Source organism: Nonomuraea sp. NPDC049625, from assembly GCF_040675285.1.
Taxonomy (GTDB): domain Bacteria; phylum Actinomycetota; class Actinomycetes; order Streptosporangiales; family Streptosporangiaceae; genus Nonomuraea; species Nonomuraea angiospora_A.
Window position 1 is genome coordinate 90,970 of record NZ_JBFAOQ010000005.1, and the last position, 21,307, is coordinate 112,276.

Sequence of the window (21,307 nt, forward strand, 5' to 3'; positions counted from 1 at the left end):
CCTAGATCCGACCTTTTGACCCGTCAATCCCGCTTCACATCACAGAATCACAACGGTGAACCGATTTCTCGAACCCTGCCGCCGAGGCCCCACCGCCTCACCGTCGCGGACGACCACCACCACGCCGGTTCACCCACGCCGGTTCACCCACGCCCGTCCACCACCGAGCTCGGCCATCAGCACGCCGGTCGCCCCCAACGCCGTCCCGCGCCTCCCCCCAACACGGGCCACCTCCCGACGCCGTCCCGCGCCTCCCCCAACACGGGCCACCTCCCGACGCCGGTCCGCACCTCCCACACGCCGGTCACCCCCCAGCGGCGGCCCCGGGCCTCCCGCCGGCCACCCCCCAGCGGCGGCCTCGGCCTCCCGCACGTCGGGCACCTCCCACACGCCGGCCATCCCCAACGGCAGCCTGCGCCTCCCGCGCTTGCCGCGCCTCACCGCGTCCGCGCTGCCCCGGCACCCCGCCGAGGAGCCGGGGCGGCGAGTCGGCGGAGCTCGGCCCCTCGCCTCACCGGACATGCGCGTGACCCCCCGTCGGCTCAGCACCGCGACCGCCGCCCTCCACGGCAACCCGCTGGCGACCGGCGCCGGCCCGGTCGGTTCGCTGGGAGCCGGGGCCGGCGAAACGGCGGAGCTCGGTCGCGGCGGTCGGCTGCTCAGCGTGGATACGCGTCATAGTGGCGGCGGTTGCCGCCCGGAGCGGGGGCGCAGGTCTCGAGGAGATATCGATTCCCGGATTCGGGAAGCTGTAGCAGGAACTTCTTGACGCTGGCCGCCCCGACGCCTACCTTTCTGGGAAATCGATTGCTCACCCCCCGAGCTTTCTGCAAGATCAGGAGGATGCGACATGTCGGCTTTCGAGAGGGTGACCCGCCGATCTCTGCTGCGTGGCGGCGCCGTCGTCTTAGGGTCGGCGATGGCGGCACCGCTGCTGTCCGCGTGCGGGGGCGGCGGGAAGACCGGCAACGCCAAAGAGCTGACGTTCTGGAACTTCTACGGCCCCAACCCGCAGGCCGACGCGCAGAGCAAGTGGTTCACCGACCTGGTGGCGGCGTGGAACGCCAACAACGAGGTCAAGGTCAAGCTCCACTACCTGCCCGTCTCCGAGTACCTCGCCGGCACGGCGCTGCAGACCGCGTTCTCCGCCGGTCAGGGGCCGGACATCTTCCTGCTCAGCCCCGGCGACTTCCTCCGCTACCACAACGGCGGCGTACTGGCCGATCTCACGCCGCACCTCAAGCCCGACCAGATCGCCGACTTCGACGGCGGCGTGCTGGACACGCGCAAGGTGGACGGCAAGATCTACGGCCTGCCGATGGAACAAGAGCCGCTGGCCATGTACTACAGCATCGACGCCTTCGAGAAGGCGAAGCTGGCCGAGGGCGACCTCCCCCAGACCTGGGACCAGTTGCTGGACGTGGCCGCCAAGCTGACCACCAAGGACCAGTTCGGCATCCTCTTCGAGACCATCCCCGGCTACTACCAGAACTTCACCTGGTACCCGTTCATGTGGATGGCCGGCGGCTCGGCCGTGCCGGGGAACGGCGGGGCCGGGTTCAACGCGCCCGGCGTACACCAGGCGCTGAAGCTCTGGCAGGACGCGGTCAACAACAAGGTCGCGCCGCGCAAGCCGCAGGGCGACGGCGCGGGCAACGCCCCGGCGAACCTCGCAAGCGGGTCCGTCGCCATGCAGCAGAGCGGCATCTGGTCGGTGTCGCAGCTGGAGCAGGAGAAGAAGGACTTCAAATACGGGGTGTTCCGGCTTCCCGTTCCTGAAGGCGGGACTTACACCACCGACATCGGCGGGTGGGCGTTCGTCGCCAACGCCAAGGGGGCGAACCCGGAGGCGGCGGCCAAGTTCATCGCCTGGGCGCTGGGCGCCACCGACGCGGCCGGCGTCGAGCGCGGCCGGCAGTGGAACACGGTCGTCAAGACGAACCTGCCGGCCCGCAAGTCCGTCCAGGAGGCGGCCAAGGCGGCGGGGGCGTTCGACAAGCCGGCGCTCAAGGTGTTCCTGGAGCAGGTGGTGCCGGGCGGCCGGGGCGAGCCCCGCTACACGCCCGAGGTGTACAAGGCCGTCTCGGACGCCATCCAGGCCACCCAGCTCGGCGGGGTGGACCCGGCCAAGGCTGCGGCGGACGCCGCCGCCAAGATCGACACCTTCCTGAAGGGCTACAAGGGTGCGGCCATGCTCTGACGCCTTCGCGGGCGCAACCCCACGGCCGCTGCCGTCCGGTCGGGCGATGGACGTGCGGTCATGTTCCAGCCGGGCCTCGGCGACGCGGCCGGAGGGTCGCGTCGCAACGGTCCGGTTGGGGGCAGGCGCCCGCGTGTCCCCAGTGAAACCGCGCCGGCGGCACCCGGCGACCGGCCCTCTGAGCGAAAGGCGGTAGTCGTGGCCACATTGGTCGACCCGGGTACGGCGGTCGCCGGCGAGGCCGTGCCCCGCGTGTGGTGGACCCGGCGCAGGAGAGAGGCCCTGGCCGCGTACGCGTTCGTCGCGCCCGACCTGCTCGGCCTGCTCGTCTTCGTCGGCCTCCCCATGGTGCTGGCCGTCGGCGTGTCGCTGTTCAGCGTGGACGGGTTCGGCGGCTACACGTACGTCGGCCTGGACAACTTCCGCCAGATGGCCGAGGACGCGCAGCTCTGGCAGAGCGTCAAGGTCACGCTGACGTACATGGTGACCTTCGTCCCCATCGGGTTCGTCGTCAGTCTCGGGCTCGCGCTGCTGGTCCGCGACCACTTCCCCGGCGTCGGCCTGGTGCGCACGATGTTCTTCCTGCCGCACGTCATCAGCCTCGTCGTGGTCGGCGTGGTGTGGCAGTTCCTGCTGGCCGACAAGCAGGGCGCGGTGCCCGCGCTGCTGCGGCCGGTGGGCCTGGGCGACGTGTCGTTCCTGGGCAACCCCGCGCTGGCGCTCGGGTCGCTGGTGGTGATCAGCATCTGGTTCCTCATGGGGTACCAGATGCTGATCCTGCTGGGCGGGCTCAAGGACATCCCCAAGGAGTACGAGGAGGCGGCGCGCGTCGACGGGGCCACCTCGTGGCAGCGCTTCCGCCACGTCATCTGGCCGCTGCTCCGGCCGACCAGCTTCTTCGTGCTGGTCAACTCGACCGTCGGCGCGGTGACCGGTCTGCAGGCCTTCGACCTCGTCTACGTGCTGACCAAGGGCGGTCCGGCCAACAGCACGTCCAGCGTGGTCTTCTACATCTACCAGCAGGCCTTCACCTTCAACAACTACGGCTACGCGGCGGCGCTGACCACGGTCGTGGTCGGGTTCCTGGTCGTGGCCACGGGGCTGATGTTCGGGCTCACGAAGGGAGGCAGGTTCGATGTCGGTTAGGCTGCGCGCCCTCGTCGGGTACGTGCTGGCGGCCGTCACGGTGGCGCCGCTGGTCTGGCTGCTGGTGACGGTGCTGAAGCCGGCGGACGAGCTGTTCGAGGTGGCGCTGCCCAGCCGCTTCACCCTGGACAACCTGCTCTACGTGCTGACCGAGGTGCCCCTCGGCAGGTACATGCTCAACAGCCTCGTCGTCTCCGTGGCCGTCACGGTGGTCGCGCTCGTGCTGCACTCGATGGCCGCCTACGCGCTCGCCCGGCTGCGCTTCCCCGGGCGGCAGGTGATCTTCTCGATGATCGTCTCCACGCTGCTGGTGTCGCTGCCGGTGATCCTCGTCCCGCTGTTCCTGGTGGCCAGGCAGCTCGGGCTGCTCGACACGTACGCGGGGCTGATCCTGCCGGCGATCTTCCACGCGTTCGGGATCTTCCTGCTCCGGCAGTACTACCTGACGATCCCGCGCGAGCTCGAAGAGGCGGCAGATCTCGACGGATGCGGATATTTCCGGCGCTGGTGGCAGGTGGTCGTGCCGCTCAGCCGGCCCGTGCTCGCCTCGCTCGCCGTGCTGTTCTTCCTGGCCAACTGGAACGCGTTCCTCTGGCCCTTGACCGCCACCCGCGACCCCGAGCTGCGCATGGTGCAGGTCGGCATCGCCACCCTCCAAGGCCAGTACGGCTCGGCCTGGAACTACGTCCTGGCCGCGACGGTGATCGCGGCCGTGCCCACCTTGATCGCGTTCGTGCTCGGCCAGCGCCGCCTGGTCGAGGCGATCAAGACCTCCGGATTGAAGTGAATGAGGATCATATGAGCTACGGAAACCACGGCAGCAGCCTGCGTGACCTGCCCCGCCTGCGGTCGTCCAGGCGCAAGCGGGTCTCCAGCTACGACCGCACGGGCGGCAACGAGGACCGGCTGACCGTCGAGGCCGGCACCACCGTGACCCTGGCCGACATCGAGGGCCCCGGCTCGATCAACCACATCTGGTGCACGGTGGCGCTCCCGCTGAAGGACGTGCCGGACGCGGTGGACGTCGACTACCTGCGCAGGCTCGTGCTGAAGATCACCTGGGACGACCAGGAGCACCCCAGCGTGCTGGTGCCGCTCGGCGACTTCTTCGGCATGGGCCACGCCAAGACCGCGAACTTCGTCTCCGCGCCGCTGCAGATGAGCCCGCAGGACGGCAAGAGCTTCAACTCGTGGTTCCACATGCCGTTCGCGAGCCGCGCGAAGGTGGAGCTGATCAGCGAACTGTCGGCCGAGCCGGTCTTCTTCTACTACTACGTCGACTACGAGCTGTTCGACTCGGCGGCCGAGGACCTCGGTTACTTCCACGCGCAGTGGCGGCGCGAGCGGCCCACCGACGGGGTCCCGCAGGGCACGCAGAGCAACCGCGAGTACCAGGTCGAGGGCATCAACGACACGGGCGACGGCAACTACGTCATCCTCGACGCCGAGGGGCGCGGCCACTACGTGGGCTGCGTGCTCAACATCCGCAACCTGCGCGAGACCAGCGACTGGAACTGGTACGGCGAGGGCGATGACATGATCTTCATCGACGGGGAGCCGTTCCCGCCCTCGCTGCACGGGACCGGCACCGAGGACTACTTCAACACCGCCTGGTGCCCGACGCAGACCTACCACGCGCCGTACCACGGCATCACCATGCCCGGCGGGGACAACTGGAGCGGCGAGATCTCCCTCTACCGCTTCCACGTCGAGGACCCGATCACGTTCACCGAGTCCATCAGGGTGACGATCGAGCACGGCCACGCCAACAAGCGCTCGGACGACTTCTCCTCGGTCGCGTACTGGTACCAGACGCTGCCGCACAAGCCGTTCGGGCTCGCGCCGGTGGCGGAGCGGTTGCCGTTCCCACCTGCGTAATCGATTTCTCCTGCCCGTGTCTCCGAGATCGGACGAGGTTGATCAAGATCCAAGATGTCGCGCGGCACGCCGGGGTCTCCGCCGCGACGGTCTCCCGCGTGCTCAACGGCCGTTCCACGGTCAACCCGGAACTGGCGGGGCGGGTGCTCGCGGCCGTGCGGGAGCTCGGCTACCGGCCCAACGGAGTGGCGCGCAATCTCAGGCGCAGGCAGACGACGTTGTGGGCGGTGCTGGTCTCCGACGTCGGCAACCCGTTCTTCACCTCCCTGGTACGGGGGGTGGAGGACGGGGGCCGGCAGTTCGGGTACTCGGTGGTCCTGTGCAACACCGACGAGAACCGGGCCCGGGAGGCCGAGTACATCGCGGTGGCGCTGGCCGACAACATGGCCGGCGTGATCATCTCTCCGGCTGACGACTCGACGGACATCTCCGCCCTGGTCGCCGCGGGCACCGCCGTCGTCACCATCGACCGCGAACTGGCCGAGACCGAGGTCGACGCGGTGATGGTGGACAACGAGAAGGGCGCGGAGATGGCGACCGCGCACCTGCTGTCGTCCGGCTACCGGCGGATCGCGTGCATCACGGGCCCGCGGCGGATGTCCACCGCCATGCGGCGGCTGCGCGGCTACCACCGGGCGCTGCGCGCGGCCGGCGTGCCGGTGGATCGTGCCCTGGTGCGGCACGCGGACTTCCGGGAGGAGGGCGGCTACTCGGCCATGGCCGCGCTGCTGGACGAGGGGGTGGAGATGGACGCCGTGTTCGCGGCCAACAACCTCATGACGGTGGGGGCGGTGGAGTGCCTGACCGAGCGGGGGGTGCCGATCCCCGAGCGGGTGGGGGTGATCGGGTTCGACGACATCCCGTGGGCCCGGCTGTTCCGGCCCGGGCTGAGCACGGTCCGGCAGCCGACGTACGAACTGGGGCGGGCGGCGGCGCAACTGCTGGCCAGCCGGATCGACAACCCGGCCCGGCCGGCGGCCCGGATGGTGCTGCAGACGGAACTGCACCCCCGCGAAAGCTCCCGCCCCCGGCACGACTGAGAGCTCACCGGCGGCCGCCGAGGGCTCGCGCGACCGTGAGGCTGTCCTCGTAGATGTGGTAGCTGGTGATGAGCCCGTCCTCGACGGTGAGGTGCAGCGCGAACGGCGAGGTGTACGCGACCCCGCTGACACGTACCGTCTGCGCGATCTCACCGAGCACGACGGCGTGCGTCCCGTCGACCAGGATCCGCGTCACCGACGTGCCGTTCAGCTCGGGCACGTGGTGGGCCTCCAGCGAGCGGAAATGGTCCGCCACGTCGGCCCGGCTGGACCGGGGCCGGATCCACGGCACCGCGGGATGCCCCTCGGCGGGCCAGTCGAGCTGCCAGTCGACCGGCTCGGCGAACAACTCCGCGGTGCGCGGATGATCGCCCTTGGCCATCCTGCGCAGCAGCTCCTCCACGACGTCACGGGTGTCAGTACTCATGCCGCAACCCTCTCGGCAAAGGCACGGGACGTCGATTACCTCCGAGATAATGGGCACGGCGGTCACCCGCCAGGCCGTCCGACCGTCAGCGCCGGGCCCCGACCGCGGCACGGGCCCCCTCCACCGAGAGGGCCGGCGCGGTGGCCTCGCCGATGCCCGACGACGCTCCGGCGACCAGGGCTCCGATGACCTGGGCGACCTTTGCGTGCAACGGGTGGCTCACATGCCTCCTCCGGCTATTTGCCGGTCGCGTTCCGGCCGAGCCAGTCGCGGTAGCTGATCGTGCCGAGGACGGCGCCGTCCTCGGGAACCAGCGACCGCTCGCTCAGCTCGCTGCCGAAGTAGCGCGCGTGCGGGTCGGTGACCACCTCGCGCGGGTCGCCCCAGGCGGTCAGCGCCTGGCGGAAGAACTCGTCCATGCGGTACTCCTCGGGCCCGGCGATCTCGACCCTGCCGTTCAACGGCGCTCCGACCGCGGTCCGGCCGACCGCCTGGGCCACGTCGTCACCCGCGATCGGCTGGAACAGCACGGGTGCGATGTGCACCTTGCCATCCGCCGTGGCCTCGTCGGCGATGCCCCGGGCGAACTCGAAGAACTGGGTCGAGTGCACGAGGGAGAACGGGATGCCCGACTTCTCGATCAGCTGCTCCTGAGCGATCTTCGCCGCGAAGTATCCGTTGTCCGGCATCCGCTCCGTACCGACGATCGACACCGCGACGTGGTGACCCACGCCCGCCGCCGCCTCCGCCGCCAGCAGGTTGCCCGTGGAGGTCTCGAAGAACTCCAGCACCGCGGCCCGCTCGAACGACGGCGAGTTCGACACGTCCACCACCACCTGCGCACCTGCCAGCACCTCGGCCAGCCCTTCGCCGGTCAGCGTGTTGACGCCCGTGTTCGGTGCCGCCGCCACCGCCTCGTGACCGTGCTCGCCCAGCTTCGCCACCAGCTTCGACCCGATCAGGCCCGTCCCGCCGATTACCACGATCTTCATTGCGATCCTTTCGCTCCGCCGGGCCACCTCGTCGCCACCCGGTCGCCAGCTAAGACCGGACAGCCTCCGGGCTTGTGACAGCCCGGGCGAAATTGCTTCGCAGGGAGAAGGAGCTACGGCGTGCCCCGGACGGGGGCCTGCCACATCGCGACGATCGCGTCGATCAGGCCGTCGGCCGTGTCGTCCCAGGTGGGCCGGAAGGTGGGCGCGTGTTCGGCCAGGGCCCGTTCCCGCTCGACGCACATCTGCACGATGAGGTGGCGGGCCATGGTGGTGCGTTCGCGGTGGAGGCCGGCGGGGCGGCCGGGCATGCACCGGGCCAGGCCGTCGCTGAAGAGCCGCAGCACCGGGGCGGCGGTCAGGGCCTCGTCCACCATGATCGCGTTGAACGCGGGGTCGGCCATGACCTGGGCGGCGAAGCGGGCGTACCAGGTGGGGCTGCCCAGGGTCTCCAGGTGTTCGGTGAGCGGGCGGACCAGGCAACCGACCCAGTCGCGCAGGTCGGTGGAGCCGTCGATGTCGGCCATCATGCGTGCGCGGATGCGCTCGATCTGCTCGGCGTGCTTGCGCGCGATCGCGCGGATCAGGTCGGCCTTGGTGCCGAAGTGGTAGCTGACCGCGGCGTTGTTGCCCTGCCCGGCGGCCTCGCTGATCTGGCGGTTGCCGACGGCGTGCACGCCGCGTTCGGCGAACAGCCGCTCGGCCGCGGCCAGGAGCGCCTCCCGGGTCGCGCTGACCTGCTCGTCCCGTGTCATCTTGCTGATCATCGTCATTCACCGCACCGGGACTTTCGCGCAGCCCGCGACGGCCCGGTCCCACAGGCCGCCGCAGGTCCTCGGCCGTGCCGGCGAGGCGTGACGGAAGGACAGCCTATTCAAGCGACGGACCGACGGTCGTCCCGTCGAGGGCTGCTCCGGCTTGACAGGCATCCGCCCCACGCTAGAGTTTAAATCAATCGGTTGATTTAAATCATCCAGCCGACGCGAGTGCGGGGATCGGCCAGGCCCGCGAGACGGCCCGTGAAGCTCGCTTGAAAGGCATTCCAGGAGGAAACAGTGACGACAATCCCGGAGTACGACATCGCCAGATCGGCGAAGTGCCCGCTGGACCCGGCTCCCGCGATGCGGGCGCGGCAGGAGGAGGGCCCGCTGGCCCGGGTCCGGCTGTGGGACGGCAGCACCGCGTGGCTGGTGACCGGCCACGCCGAGCACCGCGCTGTGCTCGGTCACCCCAAGGTCAGCGTCGAGCCCGCGCGCGGCATCCCCCGGCTCTCCCCGGCGGAGGCCGCGACGATGGACAGCATGGCCAAGGCGGGCTCGGCGAGCCTCGGCTTCATCATGATGGACGATCCCGAGCATGCCCGCCTGCGGCGGATGGCAACCTCCGCGTTCACGGTCAAGCGGGTCGAGGCGATGCGCCCGGCCACGCAGGAGATCGCGGACGAGCTGATCGACCGGCTGCTCGCCGGCCCGAAGCCCGCCGACCTCGTCGAGGCGTTCGCGCTGCCGCTGCCCTCTCTGGTGATCTCCAACCTGCTCGGCGTCCCGTACGACGACCACGAGTTCTTCCAGGCCAACAGCAGGACCATCATCAACCGCAACTCGACCGCGGAGGAACGCGGACAGGCCCAGCACCGGCTGGCCGAGTACCTGGACGGGCTGATCGGCGAGAAGCTCGCCAAGCCCGGCGACGACCTGCTGTCCGGGCTGGTCGAGCGGGTCAAGGCCGGTGAGCTGTCCCGGCAGGAGGCCGCCCGCATGGGCGTGCTGATGCTGTTCGCCGGCCACGAGACCACCGCGAACATGATCACGCTGGGCACCCTGGCCCTGCTGCAGGACCCCGGCCAGCTCGCCCTCCTCCGCGAGAGCGACGACCCGAAGCTGATCGCCTCGGCGGTCGAGGAGCTGCTGCGCTACCTCACGATCACCCACGGCGGGCTGCGGCGGGTGGCGCTGGAGGACATCGAGATCGCCGGCCAGGTCATCCGGGCCGGCGAGGGCATCATCACGGTCAACGAGACCGCCAACCGCGACCCGTCCGTCTTCCCCGACCCGGACCGGCTGGACCTCCAGCGCAACCCCCGGCTGCACGTGACCTTCGGGTACGGGGTGCACCAGTGCCTGGGACAGCCGCTGGCGCGGATGGAGCTGCAGGTCGCCTACCCCGCCCTCCTGCGGCGGATCCCCACCCTGGCGCTCGCCGCCGAGCTGGAGCAGATCCCGTTCAAGCACGACGGGTTCGTCTACGGGGCCTACGAGCTGCCCGTCACCTGGTGACCGAGGAGGACATCGTGAAGATCATCATCGAGCAGGACAAGTGCGTCGCATCCGGGCAGTGCGTCATGGCCGCCGACGACGTGTTCGACCAGCGGGACGAGGACGGGGTCGTGGTCCTGCTGAACGACGACCCGTCGCCCGAGCGGATGGCGGACGTGCGGCAGGCCGCCCTGGTCTGCCCCGCCCTGGCCATCACCGTCGAGGAGTGACCGAAGGCGGCCAGGGCCGATGCGGGTCCACCATCCCCCAGCAGGAAGGCAAGCGTCATGGACGATCGGCTGATGTACCGGCGTGAGTTCTACGTCGGAGGTGAGTGGGTCAAACCGGCGGGCGGCGAGGTGCTGAAGGTCGTCTCCCCGTCGAGCGAGGAGGTCGTCGGCGAGGTACCGGTCGCGACCGTGCAGGACATGGACCGCACCGTGGCCGCCGCCCGCGCCGCCTTCGACCACGGCCCGTGGCGTCCGATCGGCCTGACCTCAGGATGGCCGGGATGAGGTCGGCCACGTCCATGTCAGCGAGCCGTCGGTGACTCGTCGACTTGGCGTAATGTCCGGGTTGTCGGGCTGTGCGGAGAATCGTCCCATGCGTAAATCTTCCGCTGCCGTCGCCGCGCTGATGGCAGCCCTGGTCGCCGGCACCGTCACTCCCGCGTCGGCCGATGTCCAGGAGACCGGCGGCCCGTCTCTCAGCTTCGCCCTGCTCGGCGACACTCCGTACGGCGCCGACCAGCGGGCGGCGTTCCCCGCGCTGGTCGACGCGGTGAACGCCGACCCGGACGTCCGCTTCGTCCTGCACGCCGGTGACGTCAAGGATGGCGCGTCCACCTGTGACGACGCGCGCTTCGCCGACCTGGCCAAGCTGTTCGGCACCTTCGACGACCCGTTCGTGCTGACCCCCGGCGACAACGAGTGGACCGACTGCCACCGCACCGCCGCCGGGGGCTATGTGCCCACCGAGCGGCTCGACGCGGTCCGCACGTTCTTCTACCCGAAGGCCGGTCACACGCTCGGCCGCAACTCGATCGGCGTGCGGACCCAGGCGTCCGACAGCCGGCACAGCGCCTACAAGGAGAACGTGCTGTTCCGCCGGCAGGGCGTCGTGTTCGCGACCGTGCACGTGGTCGGCAGCGAGAACGACCTGGCGCCGTGGTCCCAACTGCCCGGCGGCGACCGCCCTGACCTGCGACTGGCCGAGTTCACGGCGCGGAAGGCGGCGGCCCTCGACTGGATCGACACCGCCTTCGACACCGCACGGCAGACGAACGCGCCCGGCGTGCTGCTCCTGATGCAGGCCGAGCCGACCGACACTCCCGGGTTCTCCGAGATCCGCGCCCGGATCACCGACCGTGCCAAGGCGTACGGCAAGCCCGTCCTGCTCGTGCACGGTGACGAGCACGTGTACGAGGTGGAGCCCGGCTACGCGGGCGTCCCCAACCTGACGAGGCTGGAGACCTACGGCGTCACGGCGACCCAGTGGCTGCGCGTCACGGTCGAGCCCCGCTCGCGCGCGGTGTTCTCATGGCGGCCCCAGAGGGTGCCCGCCTCCTGAAGGAAGGCCGCCGGCCCGGAGCACTCGCTCCGGGCCGCGGGCTCAGCCGCCCGCCCGTTCGGCGTGGTGGCAGGCGGCGTAGTGGTCGCCGACCGCCTCCAGCACGGGCTCGACCTCGGCGCACCGCTCGGTCGCCTTCCAGCAGCGCGTGTGGAAGCGGCATCCGGGTGGCGGCGCGACGGGGCTCGGCGGGTCGCCCGCCAGCATGATCCGCTTCCGGCCGCGCAGCCGGGGCTTCGGCACGGGTGCCGCGGAGAGCAACGCCATCGTGTACGGATGCGCCGGCTCACCGTACACCCCGGCCGCGGGCCCGACCTCGGCCAGCCGCCCCAGGTACATCACGCCGACCCGGTGCGACACGTGCCGCACCACGGCCAGGTCGTGGGCGATGAACACCAGCGCCACGCCGAGCGTGCGCTGCAGCTCGGCGAAGAGGTTGACCACCTGCGCCTGCACCGACATGTCCAGCGCCGACACCGGCTCGTCGCACACGATCACGTCCGGTTCGGTGGCCAGCGCGCGGGCGATGCCGATCCGCTGCCGCTGCCCGCCGGAGAACTCGTGCGGGAACCGGTTCATCCGGTCGGGGGACAGGCCCACCAGCTCCAGCAGCTCGCCGACCCGCTCCCGCATGGCGCGCGCGTCCGGGCACAGCCGGTGCACCCGCAGCGGCTCGGCGACGATGTCATGCACCGTCATGCGGGGGTTCAGGGAGGTCAGCGGGTCCTGGAAGACCATCTGGACGCGCCGCCTGATGTCGCGCGGCACGCCGCCGCGGGCGAAGAACGGCCGGCCGCGGAAGGTGACCTCGCCCTGGTCAGGGCGTTCGAGGCCGACGAGCATGCGGGCCAGCGTGGACTTGCCGCAACCCGACTCGCCGACGATGCCCAGGGTCTCGCCGGCACGCAGCTCCAGGTCCACGCCCGCGACCGCGCGCACGGCCCCGCCCCTGGACAGCATCCCGCCGCGGTAGGTCTTGTGCAGCCCGACGGCCTGCAACACGGGCTGGTCAGACACGGGCTGGTCAGACGCGGGCGGCATCGAGCATCTCCTCCGAGTGGTGGCAGGCGGCGTACCGGCCGGTTCCGGTCGGCAGCAACGTCAGTTCCGGACGCGTGGTCGAGCACACCTCGCTCGCCCGCGCGCAGCGCGGCGCGAACGAGCACCCGGGCGGTACGCTCGCCGGGCTCGGCGGCGCCCCGGGGATGGCGCGCAGCGACGCGGCCGGGCTGTCCAGGTCGGGGATGGCGGCCAGCAGCGCGTCGGTGTAGGGATGGGCCGGCAGGTCGTACAGCTCGCCGACCTCGCCGCTCTCCACGATGCGCCCGGCGTACATCACCGCCACCCGGTCGCTGACCTCGGCCGCCACCCCCAGGTCGTGGGTGATGAGCAGCACGGCGGTGCCCAGCTCGCGCCGCAGCCGGTCGATGAGCTCCAGGATCTGCGCCTGGACGGTCACGTCCAGCGCGGTCGTCGGCTCGTCGGCGATGATCAGGTCGGGTTCGAGCGCCACGGCCATGGCCACGAGGATGCGCTGGCGCATGCCGCCGGAGAACTGGTGCGGGTAGTCGTCCACGCGCGTGGCGGCGGCCGGGATGCCCACCAGGTCGAGCAGTTCGACCGCGCGGGCCCTGGCCTGCTTGCGCGAGGCGCCACGGTGCACCCGGAACAGCTCCCCGACCTGGTCACCGACGCTGAGCACCGGATTGAGCGCCGACAGGGCGTCCTGGAAGACCAGCGTCATCGCGCTGCCGCGCAGCGCACGGCGCTCCTCGGCGGACATCGCCGTCAGGTCCCGGCCGCCGAGCCGGGTCGCCGCGGAGCGCACCCGGACGTTCGGGCCGTCGAGCAGCCCCATGACGGCCTTGGCGGTGACGGATTTGCCCGACCCCGACTCGCCCAGCAGCGCCAGTGTCTGGCCGCGTTCGATGGTCAGGTCCACGCCCCGCACCGCCGGGACCTCGCGTCCGTGGGCGGTGAAGGTGACGTGGAGGTCGCGGATCTCCAGGACGGGTGCCTCGCTCACTGCACCCCTTTCTCAGATGTGACGAAACTTGGCGTCGACTTAGCCGAAGTTGCCGAAAAACAACTCTCATATTGCCTTTCACGCCCGATCCTGGCAAGCTTCCTCGAAATCGGATGAAAGGGATTGCCAGTGCTGGAAGCCGCGAAGAGCTATAAGGGTTACCGTTCCTACGAGTACCTGGAAGCAGGCGTCGACTACCGGGAGTTCGACCTGGCGCCCGAGCTCGGCAGGGTTCCGGCGTACCAGGGGCCCGAGCTCACCACCGAGCAGACCGAGCGCGTCCGCCGCCTGCTCGTCGACAGCCTGGTCGTCTCGCTGCACGACCACCCGTCGATCTTTCCCGACGACATCGGCCAGACCGTCGACTACAACCGCACCGCCCGCCACCACACCGGCTACGCCGGCCTGGCCCGCTCCGGCATGACGGTCGTCTTCGACAACCTCATGGACGGCACCTGCTGCATCACCAGCCAGGCGGGCTGGAAGTGGAACGACGTGATCGCCGACATCGGCATGCGCCTGTCGGACCTGGCCCACCAGGACTTCCTCATCAAGGTCGAGCGCCTGGCCGACGTGCGCGAGGCACACGCCGGCGGCCGCATGGGCCTCGTGCTCGCCCTCGAGGCGGCCACGATGATCGAGAACGAGGTCGACAGGATCGACATGCTGTACGGCTTCGGCGTCCGCCAGATGGGCATCGCCTACAGCGAGGCCAACACCCTGGGCAGCGGCCTGAAGGAGCGCGGTGACGGCGGCCTGACCCTGTTCGGCGAGAAGGCCGTGCGCCGCATGAACAAGCTCGGCATCGCCATCGACGTCTCCCACTCGGGCGACCAGACCTCGCTCGACACGATCCGCCACTCCACCAAGCCGATCCTCATCACCCACGCGGGCGCCCGTTCGGTCTGGCCGACGAACCGGATGAAGCCGGACTCCGTCATCAAGGCGGCGGCCGAGCGCGGCGGCGTGATCGGCCTGGAGGCGGCCCCGCACACCACGCTCTCGCCCGACCACCCCCGCCACAGCCTGGAGTCGGTCATGGACCACTTCACCTACTGCGTGGACCTCGTCGGCATCGATCACGTCGCCTTCGGCCCCGACACGCTGTTCGGCGACCACGTGGGGCTGCACGACACCTTCGCCGAGCACCTGTCGCTCAACGAGGCGCACGCGGGAACCCCGTACGAGAAGGTCGCCTACGTGGACGGCCTGGAGAACCCGGCCGAGTGCTTCTGGAACATCATCTCCTGGCTCGTCGCCCACGACTACTCCGACGACGAGATCACCAAGGTCATCGGCGGCAACGTCATGCGTGTGCTGGAAGAGGTCTGGTTCTGATGAGACGCTCCATCCTCGTCTTCGCCGCGCTGGCGATCGCGACGGCGGCCTGCGCCCCTAGCGTGCCGGGACAGTCGTCGTCGTCCCAGAGCGCGCCGCCGGCCAACGCCGACCGGCTGACCATCGGCACGACCGCCGACGTGGTCAACTACAACCCCCTGGTCGGCAACAGCCGTACCGACTCGTGGGTCACCAACCTCATGTACCCGCACCTGACCCAGATGGACGAGTCGGGCAAGCGCGTCCCGTACCTGGCCACCGAGTGGTCCTACTCCGACGACGGCAAGACCGCCACGGTGAAGCTGCGCGACGACATGAAGTGGTCCGACGGCAAGCCGGTCACCGCCGACGACGTGGTGTTCTCGGTGACGACGGTGCAGAAGGAGAAGTTCGGCGTGGTCGCCGGGCTCATCACCGCGCTGGACAAGGCCGAGGCCGTCTCGCCGACCGAGGTGCGATTCTCCCTCAAGCGCCCTGACGGCACCTTCCTCGACAACGTCGGCTTCTGGCTGCCGGTCGTGCCCAAGCACGTCTTCGAGAAGGCGCCCAGCGTGCAGAAGTTCGCCAACGACGCCGACTGGGTGAGCGCGGGGCCGTTCAAGCTCACCAAGGTCGAGCGCGGCCAGCGCTACATCATGCAGCGCGTGGACGACTTCGGCCCCGGCACGCCCGCCGTCAAGGAGATCGTCTTCCGGGTCTTCCCCGACGTGAACACCGAGGTCCTCGCGCTGCGCAACGGCGAGATCGACCTGATCGGCAACGTGCTGCCGCCCGCCACCGCGACCGAGCTGAAGAACGACCCGAAGGTCACGTTGCAGCAGATCCCGTCGCTGGGCTGGGCGCACCTGCAGTACAACACCAAGCGCAAGCCGCTCGACGACGTCCGCGTCCGGCAGGCGCTCGCGCAGGCCGTCGACTACGAGGCCATCAGGAACATCGCGCTCAAGGGCTTCGCCAAGTCCTCCAACTCCAGCGTGCTCACCCCGTCGCTGCCCGACTACGTGGACCCGTCCTCGAAGGAGTACATCTTCGACCCGGAGCAGTCCAAGAAGCTGCTGGCCGAGGCCGGGGTGACCGACCTCAGCCTGAGCATGGTCTACGACCAGGCCGACCCGAACATCGCCCGCTGGGCCCCCATGGTCCGCGACTCGGCGAAGAAGGCCGGGATCACGATCAAGCTGCAGGGCCTGGAGCGCAACACGTACCTGGACAAGACGCTCAAGCGCGACTTCGACATCTACGCCGGCTCGTGGGCCGTCATGGACAACCCGCCCGCGAACCTCGGGCTGGCCTTCAAGACCGGCGGGTTCATCAACTACGCCCAGGTCAGCGACCCCAAGCTCGACGACCTGATCGACCAGGCGCAGCGGGCGCTCAGCCCCGCCGACGCCAAGGCGCCGATCCAGGAGGCCGCGCGGATCATCCACGACCAGGTCTACGACAACGTCCTGTACGTGGAGACGTTCAACATCGCGCACTCCACGAAGTGGACCGGGTTCAAGCCGATGCCCAGCGAGCTGCTGTCCATCCTGAACCCGCTCTCCCTCGCCGCGGCCAAGCCGGCGGGCTGATCGCCATGCGGTTCATCGGCCTGCGGCTGGCCCGCGGCCTGCTCACCCTGTGGTTCGCGGTCACGGTCACGTTCTTCCTGGTGCGCCTGCTGCCGGGCGACCCGGTGCTGGCCGTGGCCGACCCGAACATGACCGAGGAGCTGCGCCAGAAGCTCCTGGCCGACTTCGGCCTGGACAAGTCACTCGGCGCGCAGTACGTCGACTACCTCGGCCAGCTCCTGCACGGCAACCTCGGCATGTCGTTCCGTCAGTCGGTGCCCGTCACGACCGTGCTGATGGAGCGGCTGCCGTGGACGCTGATCCTGACAATCTCGGCCATGGTGGTGACGATCGCGCTGGGCATCCCGCTCGGCGTGCTCGCCGCCACCAAGGCCAAGGGGTGGCTGGACCGCCTGATCCAGGTCACCGGCGTCACCGCGCAGTCCCTGTTCGTGCCGAGCGTCGGGATCTTCCTCATGTACGTCCTGGGGGTCTGGCTCGGCTGGTTCCCCATCGGCGGCGCGGTCGACCTCGATGCCACCGGCTTCGGCGCCACGCTCAGCATGCTGCACCACCTGGTGCTGCCGTGCCTGTCGCTGGTCCTCATCCAGCTGGGCGGCTACGTGCTCACCATGCGCACCACGCTCATCGACGCGCTCGGCGAGGACTACGTCGCACTGGCCAAGGCCAAGGGCGTCCGCCCGGGGAAGGTCGTGTGGAAGCACGCCCTGCGCAACGCGCTGCTGCCGACCACCACCATCGCCGGGCTCCAGCTCGGCACCCTGGTCGGCGGCGCGGTGCTGACCGAGACGATCTACGCCTACCCGGGCATCGGCCGCGCCATCTACGAGGCGGTCGGCCAGCTCGACTTCCCCGTCCTGCAGGGCGCGTTCGTGCTGCTCGCGGCGGCCGTCGTGGCCGCCAACCTGATCACCGACGTGGCCTACGGAATCCTCGACCCCAGGGTGCGCACCTCATGACTGTGGCTGCCATCGAGCTCACGCCCAGGCAGCGGACCTGGAGCGCGTTCCGCCGCAACCCGCTCGGCCTGGCCAGCGGCGTCGTGCTGGTGCTGCTGGCACTGGTCGCGGTCCTCGCGCCGCTGATCGCGCCCTTCCCCGAGGGGTACGGCGCCGACACCTCCCAGCCGCCGTCGGCCGCCCACTGGTTCGGGACCGACGACATCGGGCAGGACGTGTTCGCCCAGGTCGTGTGGGGCACCCGGGTCAGCATGGCGGTCGGCGTCAGCGCCTCCGTGCTGGCCATCGTGATCGGCCTGCTCATCGGCGTCAGCGCCGCCTACTTCCGCCGCCTCGACACGCCGCTCGGCGTGCTGGTGGACCTGTCGCTGTCGCTGCCCGTGCTGCCGCTGATGATCCTGGTGGCGGCGCTGGCCGGGCCGAGCGTGCGCACGCTGGCCGTGGTCATCGCGCTGTTCAGCTGGCCCGAGGTGGCCCGCGTGGTCCGCTCGCAGGCGCTGGCGATCGTGCCCATGCCGTTCGTGTCGGCGGCCAAGGTCGTCGGCGGCTCGTCGCTGTGGATCGTCCGCAAGCACCTGCTGCCCGGCGTCATCCCCGTCGTCGGCGTGTCGGTCGTGCTGACCACCTCCCGCGCCGTGCTCGCCGAGGCCGGGCTCTCCTTCCTCGGCCTGGGCGACCCCAACAGCTGGTCGTGGGGGACGATCCTGCACAAGGCGCAGCAGTCCGGCTCGCTCGCCTCCGCCTGGTGGACCACACTCTTCCCGTCGCTGGCCATCTTGCTGCTCGTCCTGTCCACGACGCTGCTGTCCGTGGCCTACAACGACGCCCGCAACCACAGGAGCGACTCATGACCTTCAGCCAGCGGCTCCCCGACGCCTTCTACGCCGGCGCGCTCGCCCGCGTCCGCGCGGAGATGGCCGCGGAGGACCTGTCGGCGCTGCTGCTCGACGACCCGCTCGACGTCGCCTACCTCACCGGCTTCCACCACTTCCCGAACGAGCGCCCGGTCGCCTGCTGGCTGCCGCTCGACGGCGACCCGGTCCTGCTCGTACCGGACCTCGAACGCGAGTACGCCCAGGACCAGCGGGCCCGCGCCGAGATCGTGGCCTATCCCGAGTTCCCCGGCCGCCGCCCGCCGTTCGCGGTGCTCGCCGGCCACGTACGCCGGCCCGCGACCGCCGCGTACGCACCCTCCACCAGCGTCGCCCGCGCCCAGGCCCTGGCCGAGGCGTTCCCCGGCACCCGGTGGAGCACCTGCGAGGCCGTCGGCCGCGTCCGGCTGCGCAAGACGCCCGAGGAGATCACCCTGCACGAGGAGGCCGCGCGCATCGCCGACGCCATGCTGGAGGCCGGCGTCGAGCTGGTCAGGGCGGCCCTCGAAGCCGGCGGCAAGCTGCCCGCCGAGACGGAGCTGGCCTCCCACGTCATCGGCCACGGCGCCCGCCTCATGTACGCCAGGCACCAGGACGTCGTCGTGGTCCCCATGCTCACCGGCGGCCTCGTCTACGGCGGCCCCAACTCGGCCCAGCCGCACCGGCTGCCGGGCGGCGACCGGCTGCGGGCGGGAGAGACGTTCATGCTCTCGCTCGGGTGCGCGGTCGGCGGCCGGTTCGTCGAGAGCGAGCGCACGTTCGTGATCGGCGAGCCCACCACGCGGCAGGCCCGCTACTACGAGACCGTCCGCGAGGCCCAGGAGACCGGTACCGAGGCCCTGATCGCGGGCCTGACCTGCGAGGAGGCCAACCGCCGCTGCCTGGCGGTGATCGAGGAGGCCGGGCTGGGCGAGTACATCCGCCACCGGCAGGGGCACGGCATCGGGCTCGGCTTCCACGAGCCGCCGTGGCTGTCCGACGGCGACACCACCGAGCTGGCCCCCGGCATGATCCTGTCCAGCGAGCCCGGCGTGTACGTGCCGGGGCACGCCGGGTACCGCATCTCCGACACCGTCCTGGTCACCGAGTCGGGGCCGCGCCGGCTCACGGCGTACCCGCGCGAGCTCACCGACGTCATCATCTGAAAGGCAGACACGTGTTCGTCGACATCAACGGCAACCCCCTGAACGTCGAGGTCCTCGGCGACGGCGAGGAGACGATCATCGCCCACCACGGCGCGCCGGGGCTCGGCTCGCTCGCCGAGCCGAAGGCCAGCTTCGGGCGGCTCGCCGACGCCTACCGGGTGGTCGTCTTCGACGCCAGAGGATCGGGCAGGAGCGGACAGAACGGGCCGTTCACGCACGAGCAGTGGGTCGCCGACGTCGAGGGCCTGCGCGAATGGCTCGGCGCCGAGCGCATCGTGATCGCCGGCGGCTCGTACGGCGGCTTCATCGCCATGGAGTACGCCGCCCGCCACCCCGACCGCGTCAGCGCCGTCGTGCTGCGCGACACCTCGGCCGACAACGCCAACCAGGAGCTCGCCACCCGCAACGCCGCCGCCTCGTCCCGGGTGCGGATCGACCCGGCCAAGCTGGATCGGATCATGTCCGGCACCGTCCGCGACGACGCGGACCTGAAGGACTGCTGGCGGGAGATCCTGCCGCTCTACGACCACGACTACGACCCGGCCAAGGTCGAGCAGCGCGTGGCCGCGACTCCGTACCACTACCTCACCCACAACCACGCCTTCGCCGTCAACCAGCCGAACTACGACATCAAGCACCTGCTGCCCGGCATCACGGCCCCGGTCCTGGTGACCGTCGGCAGGCACGACTGGATCACGCCGGTCGAGTGCAGCGAGACCATCGCCCGCCTCATCCCCCAGGCTGAGCTGCGGGTATTCGAGAAGTCCGGCCACTCGCCGCAGGTCGAGGAGGCCGAGCTGTGGGAGACGACCGTCCGCGACTTCCTCGACAAGGTGCGCGGGCGGCGCTGAACACGCGATGATGCCCCCGATGGAAGATCTCGACGACCTCGACCGGAAGATCCTCGCCGCGCTCCACGTGAACGGCAGGGCGAGCTGGACCGACATCGCCCAGTTGCTGGGCATCTCCACCAGCACGGTGGCGCGCCGGGCCCAGCACCTGTTCGCCGCGGGCCTGGCCCGCGTGGCGGTGCTGCCGCACCTGGAGCACGACGGGCCCGTGCACGTGTTCATCGTCCGGCTGTCGTGCGCGCCCGGCAGCCAGCTCAGGGTCGCCGGGCTGCTGGCCAAGAACCCCGACATCCGGTACGTCTCCATCGTCACCGGCGGCTACGACATCGTCTTCGAGCTCGTCGCGCCCAAGGACCGCGACCTGTACTCGATGCTGGTCGACGTCGTGCACGCCATCCCCGGCACCCAGCAGAGCGTCGCCGACCTCGTGCTGCACACCTACAAGCGCAGCTACGACTGGAGCGTCCCCGTGGTCGGGGAGCAGGCGGCGCCGTTCGCGCTGGAGCCGCCCCTGCACACCTGCGAGCGCGGGCACCTCGACGACGTCGACCGCGCCGTGCTGGCGGCGATGCGCGAGGACGGGCGGGCCAGCTTCCAGTCGGTCGGCAACCGGCTGGGCATCAGCGAGAGCACGGCCAGGCGGCGCTTCGAGGCCATGGTCGAGCGCGGCTGCGCCATCACGGCCACGTTCATCCCGGCCGCCGCACTCGGCTACGAGGCGGAGCTGCTCTTCTGGCTGTCGGTCGAGCCCAGCATGCAGGACGCCGTCGCCGAGCGGCTCGCGAACGAGCGCGGCGTGCGGATGATCGCCTCCCTGCTGGGCCAGACGTCGCTGATCTGCGAGGTGATCGTGCCGACCACGGCCGACATCCACCACTTCACCTCGCGCACGCTGGCCTCCGTGCCCGGCATCCAGTCGTGGACGGCGGGCGTGCAGGTGCTGACGGTCAAACGCGGCTTCCTCATGGTGCCCTGGGCGGAGGACCGGATCGCCGCGGCGCTGGCCGGCTGACCGGGCCGCGGGAAGAGAGCCCGGTT

Annotated in this window: 22 protein-coding genes; 16 read left to right on the forward strand and 6 right to left on the reverse strand. The window is 70.4% G+C overall.

Going from position 1 to position 21,307, the window contains the following annotated elements:
- Window positions 1-850: 850 nt before the first annotated feature.
- From AB0J87_RS22905 to AB0J87_RS22925, 5 genes are all read left to right on the forward strand, one after another.
- Window positions 851-2,200, forward strand: a complete 1,350-nt coding sequence (locus AB0J87_RS22905) for a sugar ABC transporter substrate-binding protein (RefSeq protein WP_363968036.1) — start codon at window positions 851-853, stop codon at window positions 2,198-2,200.
- Between the two features lie 198 nt (window positions 2,201-2,398).
- A complete protein-coding gene (locus AB0J87_RS22910) occupies window positions 2,399-3,346 on the forward strand; it encodes a sugar ABC transporter permease (RefSeq protein WP_355197007.1) in 948 nt (315 codons plus the stop codon).
- Window positions 3,336-4,133 carry a carbohydrate ABC transporter permease gene (locus AB0J87_RS22915; protein WP_363968038.1) on the forward strand — a complete coding sequence of 266 codons (798 nt, stop codon included), beginning with the start codon at window positions 3,336-3,338 and terminating at the stop codon, window positions 4,131-4,133. The genes AB0J87_RS22910 and AB0J87_RS22915 overlap by 11 nt, the downstream gene beginning before the upstream one ends.
- Before the next feature lie 11 nt (window positions 4,134-4,144).
- Window positions 4,145-5,224: a glycoside hydrolase family 172 protein gene (locus AB0J87_RS22920; protein WP_363968040.1), complete on the forward strand. Its 1,080-nt coding sequence runs from the start codon at window positions 4,145-4,147 to the stop codon at window positions 5,222-5,224.
- Between the two features lie 38 nt (window positions 5,225-5,262).
- Window positions 5,263-6,264 (forward strand): LacI family DNA-binding transcriptional regulator, encoded by a 1,002-nt coding sequence (locus AB0J87_RS22925; protein WP_355197013.1) that lies wholly within the window; start codon window positions 5,263-5,265, stop codon window positions 6,262-6,264.
- 4 nt (window positions 6,265-6,268) lie between these two features.
- Here AB0J87_RS22925 and AB0J87_RS22930 read toward each other — a convergent pair whose 3' ends face one another.
- From AB0J87_RS22930 to AB0J87_RS22945, 4 genes are all read right to left on the reverse strand, one after another.
- On the reverse strand, window positions 6,269-6,691 hold the full coding sequence (locus tag AB0J87_RS22930; protein ID WP_363968043.1) for a nuclear transport factor 2 family protein: 423 nt from the start codon (window positions 6,689-6,691) through the stop codon (window positions 6,269-6,271).
- 85 nt (window positions 6,692-6,776) lie between these two features.
- Window positions 6,777-6,914 (reverse strand): hypothetical protein, encoded by a 138-nt coding sequence (locus AB0J87_RS22935; RefSeq protein ID WP_363968045.1) that lies wholly within the window; start codon window positions 6,912-6,914, stop codon window positions 6,777-6,779.
- Between the two features lie 13 nt (window positions 6,915-6,927).
- Complete coding sequence (locus tag AB0J87_RS22940) at window positions 6,928-7,683, reverse strand: SDR family oxidoreductase (RefSeq protein ID WP_363968047.1); 756 nt, start codon at window positions 7,681-7,683, stop codon at window positions 6,928-6,930.
- 113 nt (window positions 7,684-7,796) lie between these two features.
- The gene (locus AB0J87_RS22945; protein WP_363968049.1) at window positions 7,797-8,438 is read right to left on the reverse strand and encodes a TetR family transcriptional regulator; all 642 of its coding nucleotides are present in this window, start codon (window positions 8,436-8,438) and stop codon (window positions 7,797-7,799) included.
- A 300-nt stretch (window positions 8,439-8,738) separates the two neighbouring features.
- Between AB0J87_RS22945 and AB0J87_RS22950 the strand changes: the two genes are divergently transcribed.
- The 4 genes from AB0J87_RS22950 (at window position 8,739) to AB0J87_RS22965 (ending at window position 11,507) form a co-directional block, all read left to right on the forward strand.
- Complete coding sequence (locus AB0J87_RS22950; RefSeq protein WP_363968051.1) at window positions 8,739-9,959, forward strand: cytochrome P450; 1,221 nt, start codon at window positions 8,739-8,741, stop codon at window positions 9,957-9,959.
- Window positions 9,960-9,973: 14 nt separating this feature from the next.
- Window positions 9,974-10,168: a ferredoxin gene (locus AB0J87_RS22955; RefSeq protein ID WP_363968053.1), complete on the forward strand. Its 195-nt coding sequence runs from the start codon at window positions 9,974-9,976 to the stop codon at window positions 10,166-10,168.
- A gap of 57 nt (window positions 10,169-10,225) precedes the next feature.
- A complete protein-coding gene (locus AB0J87_RS22960) occupies window positions 10,226-10,453 on the forward strand; it encodes an aldehyde dehydrogenase family protein (protein ID WP_363968055.1) in 228 nt (75 codons plus the stop codon).
- Window positions 10,454-10,541: 88 nt separating this feature from the next.
- Complete coding sequence (locus AB0J87_RS22965; protein WP_363968057.1) at window positions 10,542-11,507, forward strand: metallophosphoesterase; 966 nt, start codon at window positions 10,542-10,544, stop codon at window positions 11,505-11,507.
- Window positions 11,508-11,549: 42 nt separating this feature from the next.
- On the opposite strand, the gene AB0J87_RS22970 is transcribed toward AB0J87_RS22965, so the two are convergent.
- Both AB0J87_RS22970 and AB0J87_RS22975 read right to left on the reverse strand, forming a co-directional pair.
- Window positions 11,550-12,524 (reverse strand): oligopeptide/dipeptide ABC transporter ATP-binding protein, encoded by a 975-nt coding sequence (locus AB0J87_RS22970; RefSeq protein WP_363968059.1) that lies wholly within the window; start codon window positions 12,522-12,524, stop codon window positions 11,550-11,552.
- A 7-nt stretch (window positions 12,525-12,531) separates the two neighbouring features.
- Complete coding sequence (locus AB0J87_RS22975) at window positions 12,532-13,533, reverse strand: ABC transporter ATP-binding protein (protein ID WP_355197027.1); 1,002 nt, start codon at window positions 13,531-13,533, stop codon at window positions 12,532-12,534.
- A gap of 129 nt (window positions 13,534-13,662) precedes the next feature.
- On the opposite strand from AB0J87_RS22975, the gene AB0J87_RS22980 reads away from it, so the two are divergent.
- Genes AB0J87_RS22980 through AB0J87_RS23010 form a run of 7 tightly spaced genes read left to right on the forward strand, consistent with a single transcriptional unit; the run spans window position 13,663 to window position 21,281 of the window.
- Window positions 13,663-14,871 carry a membrane dipeptidase gene (locus AB0J87_RS22980; protein ID WP_363968062.1) on the forward strand — a complete coding sequence of 403 codons (1,209 nt, stop codon included), beginning with the start codon at window positions 13,663-13,665 and terminating at the stop codon, window positions 14,869-14,871.
- Window positions 14,871-16,442, forward strand: a complete 1,572-nt coding sequence (locus tag AB0J87_RS22985) for an ABC transporter substrate-binding protein (protein WP_363968065.1) — start codon at window positions 14,871-14,873, stop codon at window positions 16,440-16,442. The genes AB0J87_RS22980 and AB0J87_RS22985 overlap by 1 nt, the downstream gene beginning before the upstream one ends.
- Window positions 16,443-16,447: 5 nt before the next feature.
- Complete coding sequence (locus AB0J87_RS22990; RefSeq protein WP_355197032.1) at window positions 16,448-17,401, forward strand: ABC transporter permease; 954 nt, start codon at window positions 16,448-16,450, stop codon at window positions 17,399-17,401.
- Entirely contained in the window at window positions 17,398-18,252 is an 855-nt protein-coding gene (locus tag AB0J87_RS22995) for an ABC transporter permease (protein ID WP_363968068.1), read from the forward strand. The genes AB0J87_RS22990 and AB0J87_RS22995 overlap by 4 nt, the downstream gene beginning before the upstream one ends.
- Window positions 18,249-19,418 carry a Xaa-Pro peptidase family protein gene (locus AB0J87_RS23000; RefSeq protein WP_363968070.1) on the forward strand — a complete coding sequence of 390 codons (1,170 nt, stop codon included), beginning with the start codon at window positions 18,249-18,251 and terminating at the stop codon, window positions 19,416-19,418. Before AB0J87_RS22995 ends, AB0J87_RS23000 begins: the two co-directional genes overlap by 4 nt.
- A gap of 11 nt (window positions 19,419-19,429) precedes the next feature.
- Window positions 19,430-20,269, forward strand: coding sequence for an alpha/beta hydrolase (locus AB0J87_RS23005; RefSeq protein WP_363968072.1), 840 nt, complete (start codon window positions 19,430-19,432; stop codon window positions 20,267-20,269).
- Between the two features lie 19 nt (window positions 20,270-20,288).
- Window positions 20,289-21,281 (forward strand): Lrp/AsnC family transcriptional regulator, encoded by a 993-nt coding sequence (locus AB0J87_RS23010; protein WP_355197038.1) that lies wholly within the window; start codon window positions 20,289-20,291, stop codon window positions 21,279-21,281.
- Window positions 21,282-21,307: the final 26 nt, after the last annotated feature.

Coding starts and splice junctions, on each gene's coding strand:
- AB0J87_RS22930 (WP_363968043.1), bottom strand. CDS start 6,691: ATGAGTACTGACACCCGTGACGTCGTGGAGGAGCTGCTGCGCAGGATG.
- AB0J87_RS23000 (WP_363968070.1), top strand. CDS start 18,249: ATGACCTTCAGCCAGCGGCTCCCCGACGCCTTCTACGCCGGCGCGCTC.
- AB0J87_RS22990 (WP_355197032.1), top strand. CDS start 16,448: ATGCGGTTCATCGGCCTGCGGCTGGCCCGCGGCCTGCTCACCCTGTGG.
- AB0J87_RS22985 (WP_363968065.1), top strand. CDS start 14,871: ATGAGACGCTCCATCCTCGTCTTCGCCGCGCTGGCGATCGCGACGGCG.
- AB0J87_RS22945 (WP_363968049.1), bottom strand. CDS start 8,438: ATGACACGGGACGAGCAGGTCAGCGCGACCCGGGAGGCGCTCCTGGCC.
- AB0J87_RS22960 (WP_363968055.1), top strand. CDS start 10,226: ATGGACGATCGGCTGATGTACCGGCGTGAGTTCTACGTCGGAGGTGAG.
- AB0J87_RS22940 (WP_363968047.1), bottom strand. CDS start 7,683: ATGAAGATCGTGGTAATCGGCGGGACGGGCCTGATCGGGTCGAAGCTG.
- AB0J87_RS22920 (WP_363968040.1), top strand. CDS start 4,145: ATGAGCTACGGAAACCACGGCAGCAGCCTGCGTGACCTGCCCCGCCTG.
- AB0J87_RS22995 (WP_363968068.1), top strand. CDS start 17,398: ATGACTGTGGCTGCCATCGAGCTCACGCCCAGGCAGCGGACCTGGAGC.
- AB0J87_RS22965 (WP_363968057.1), top strand. CDS start 10,542: ATGCGTAAATCTTCCGCTGCCGTCGCCGCGCTGATGGCAGCCCTGGTC.
- AB0J87_RS22905 (WP_363968036.1), top strand. CDS start 851: ATGTCGGCTTTCGAGAGGGTGACCCGCCGATCTCTGCTGCGTGGCGGC.
- AB0J87_RS22915 (WP_363968038.1), top strand. CDS start 3,336: ATGTCGGTTAGGCTGCGCGCCCTCGTCGGGTACGTGCTGGCGGCCGTC.
- AB0J87_RS23010 (WP_355197038.1), top strand. CDS start 20,289: ATGGAAGATCTCGACGACCTCGACCGGAAGATCCTCGCCGCGCTCCAC.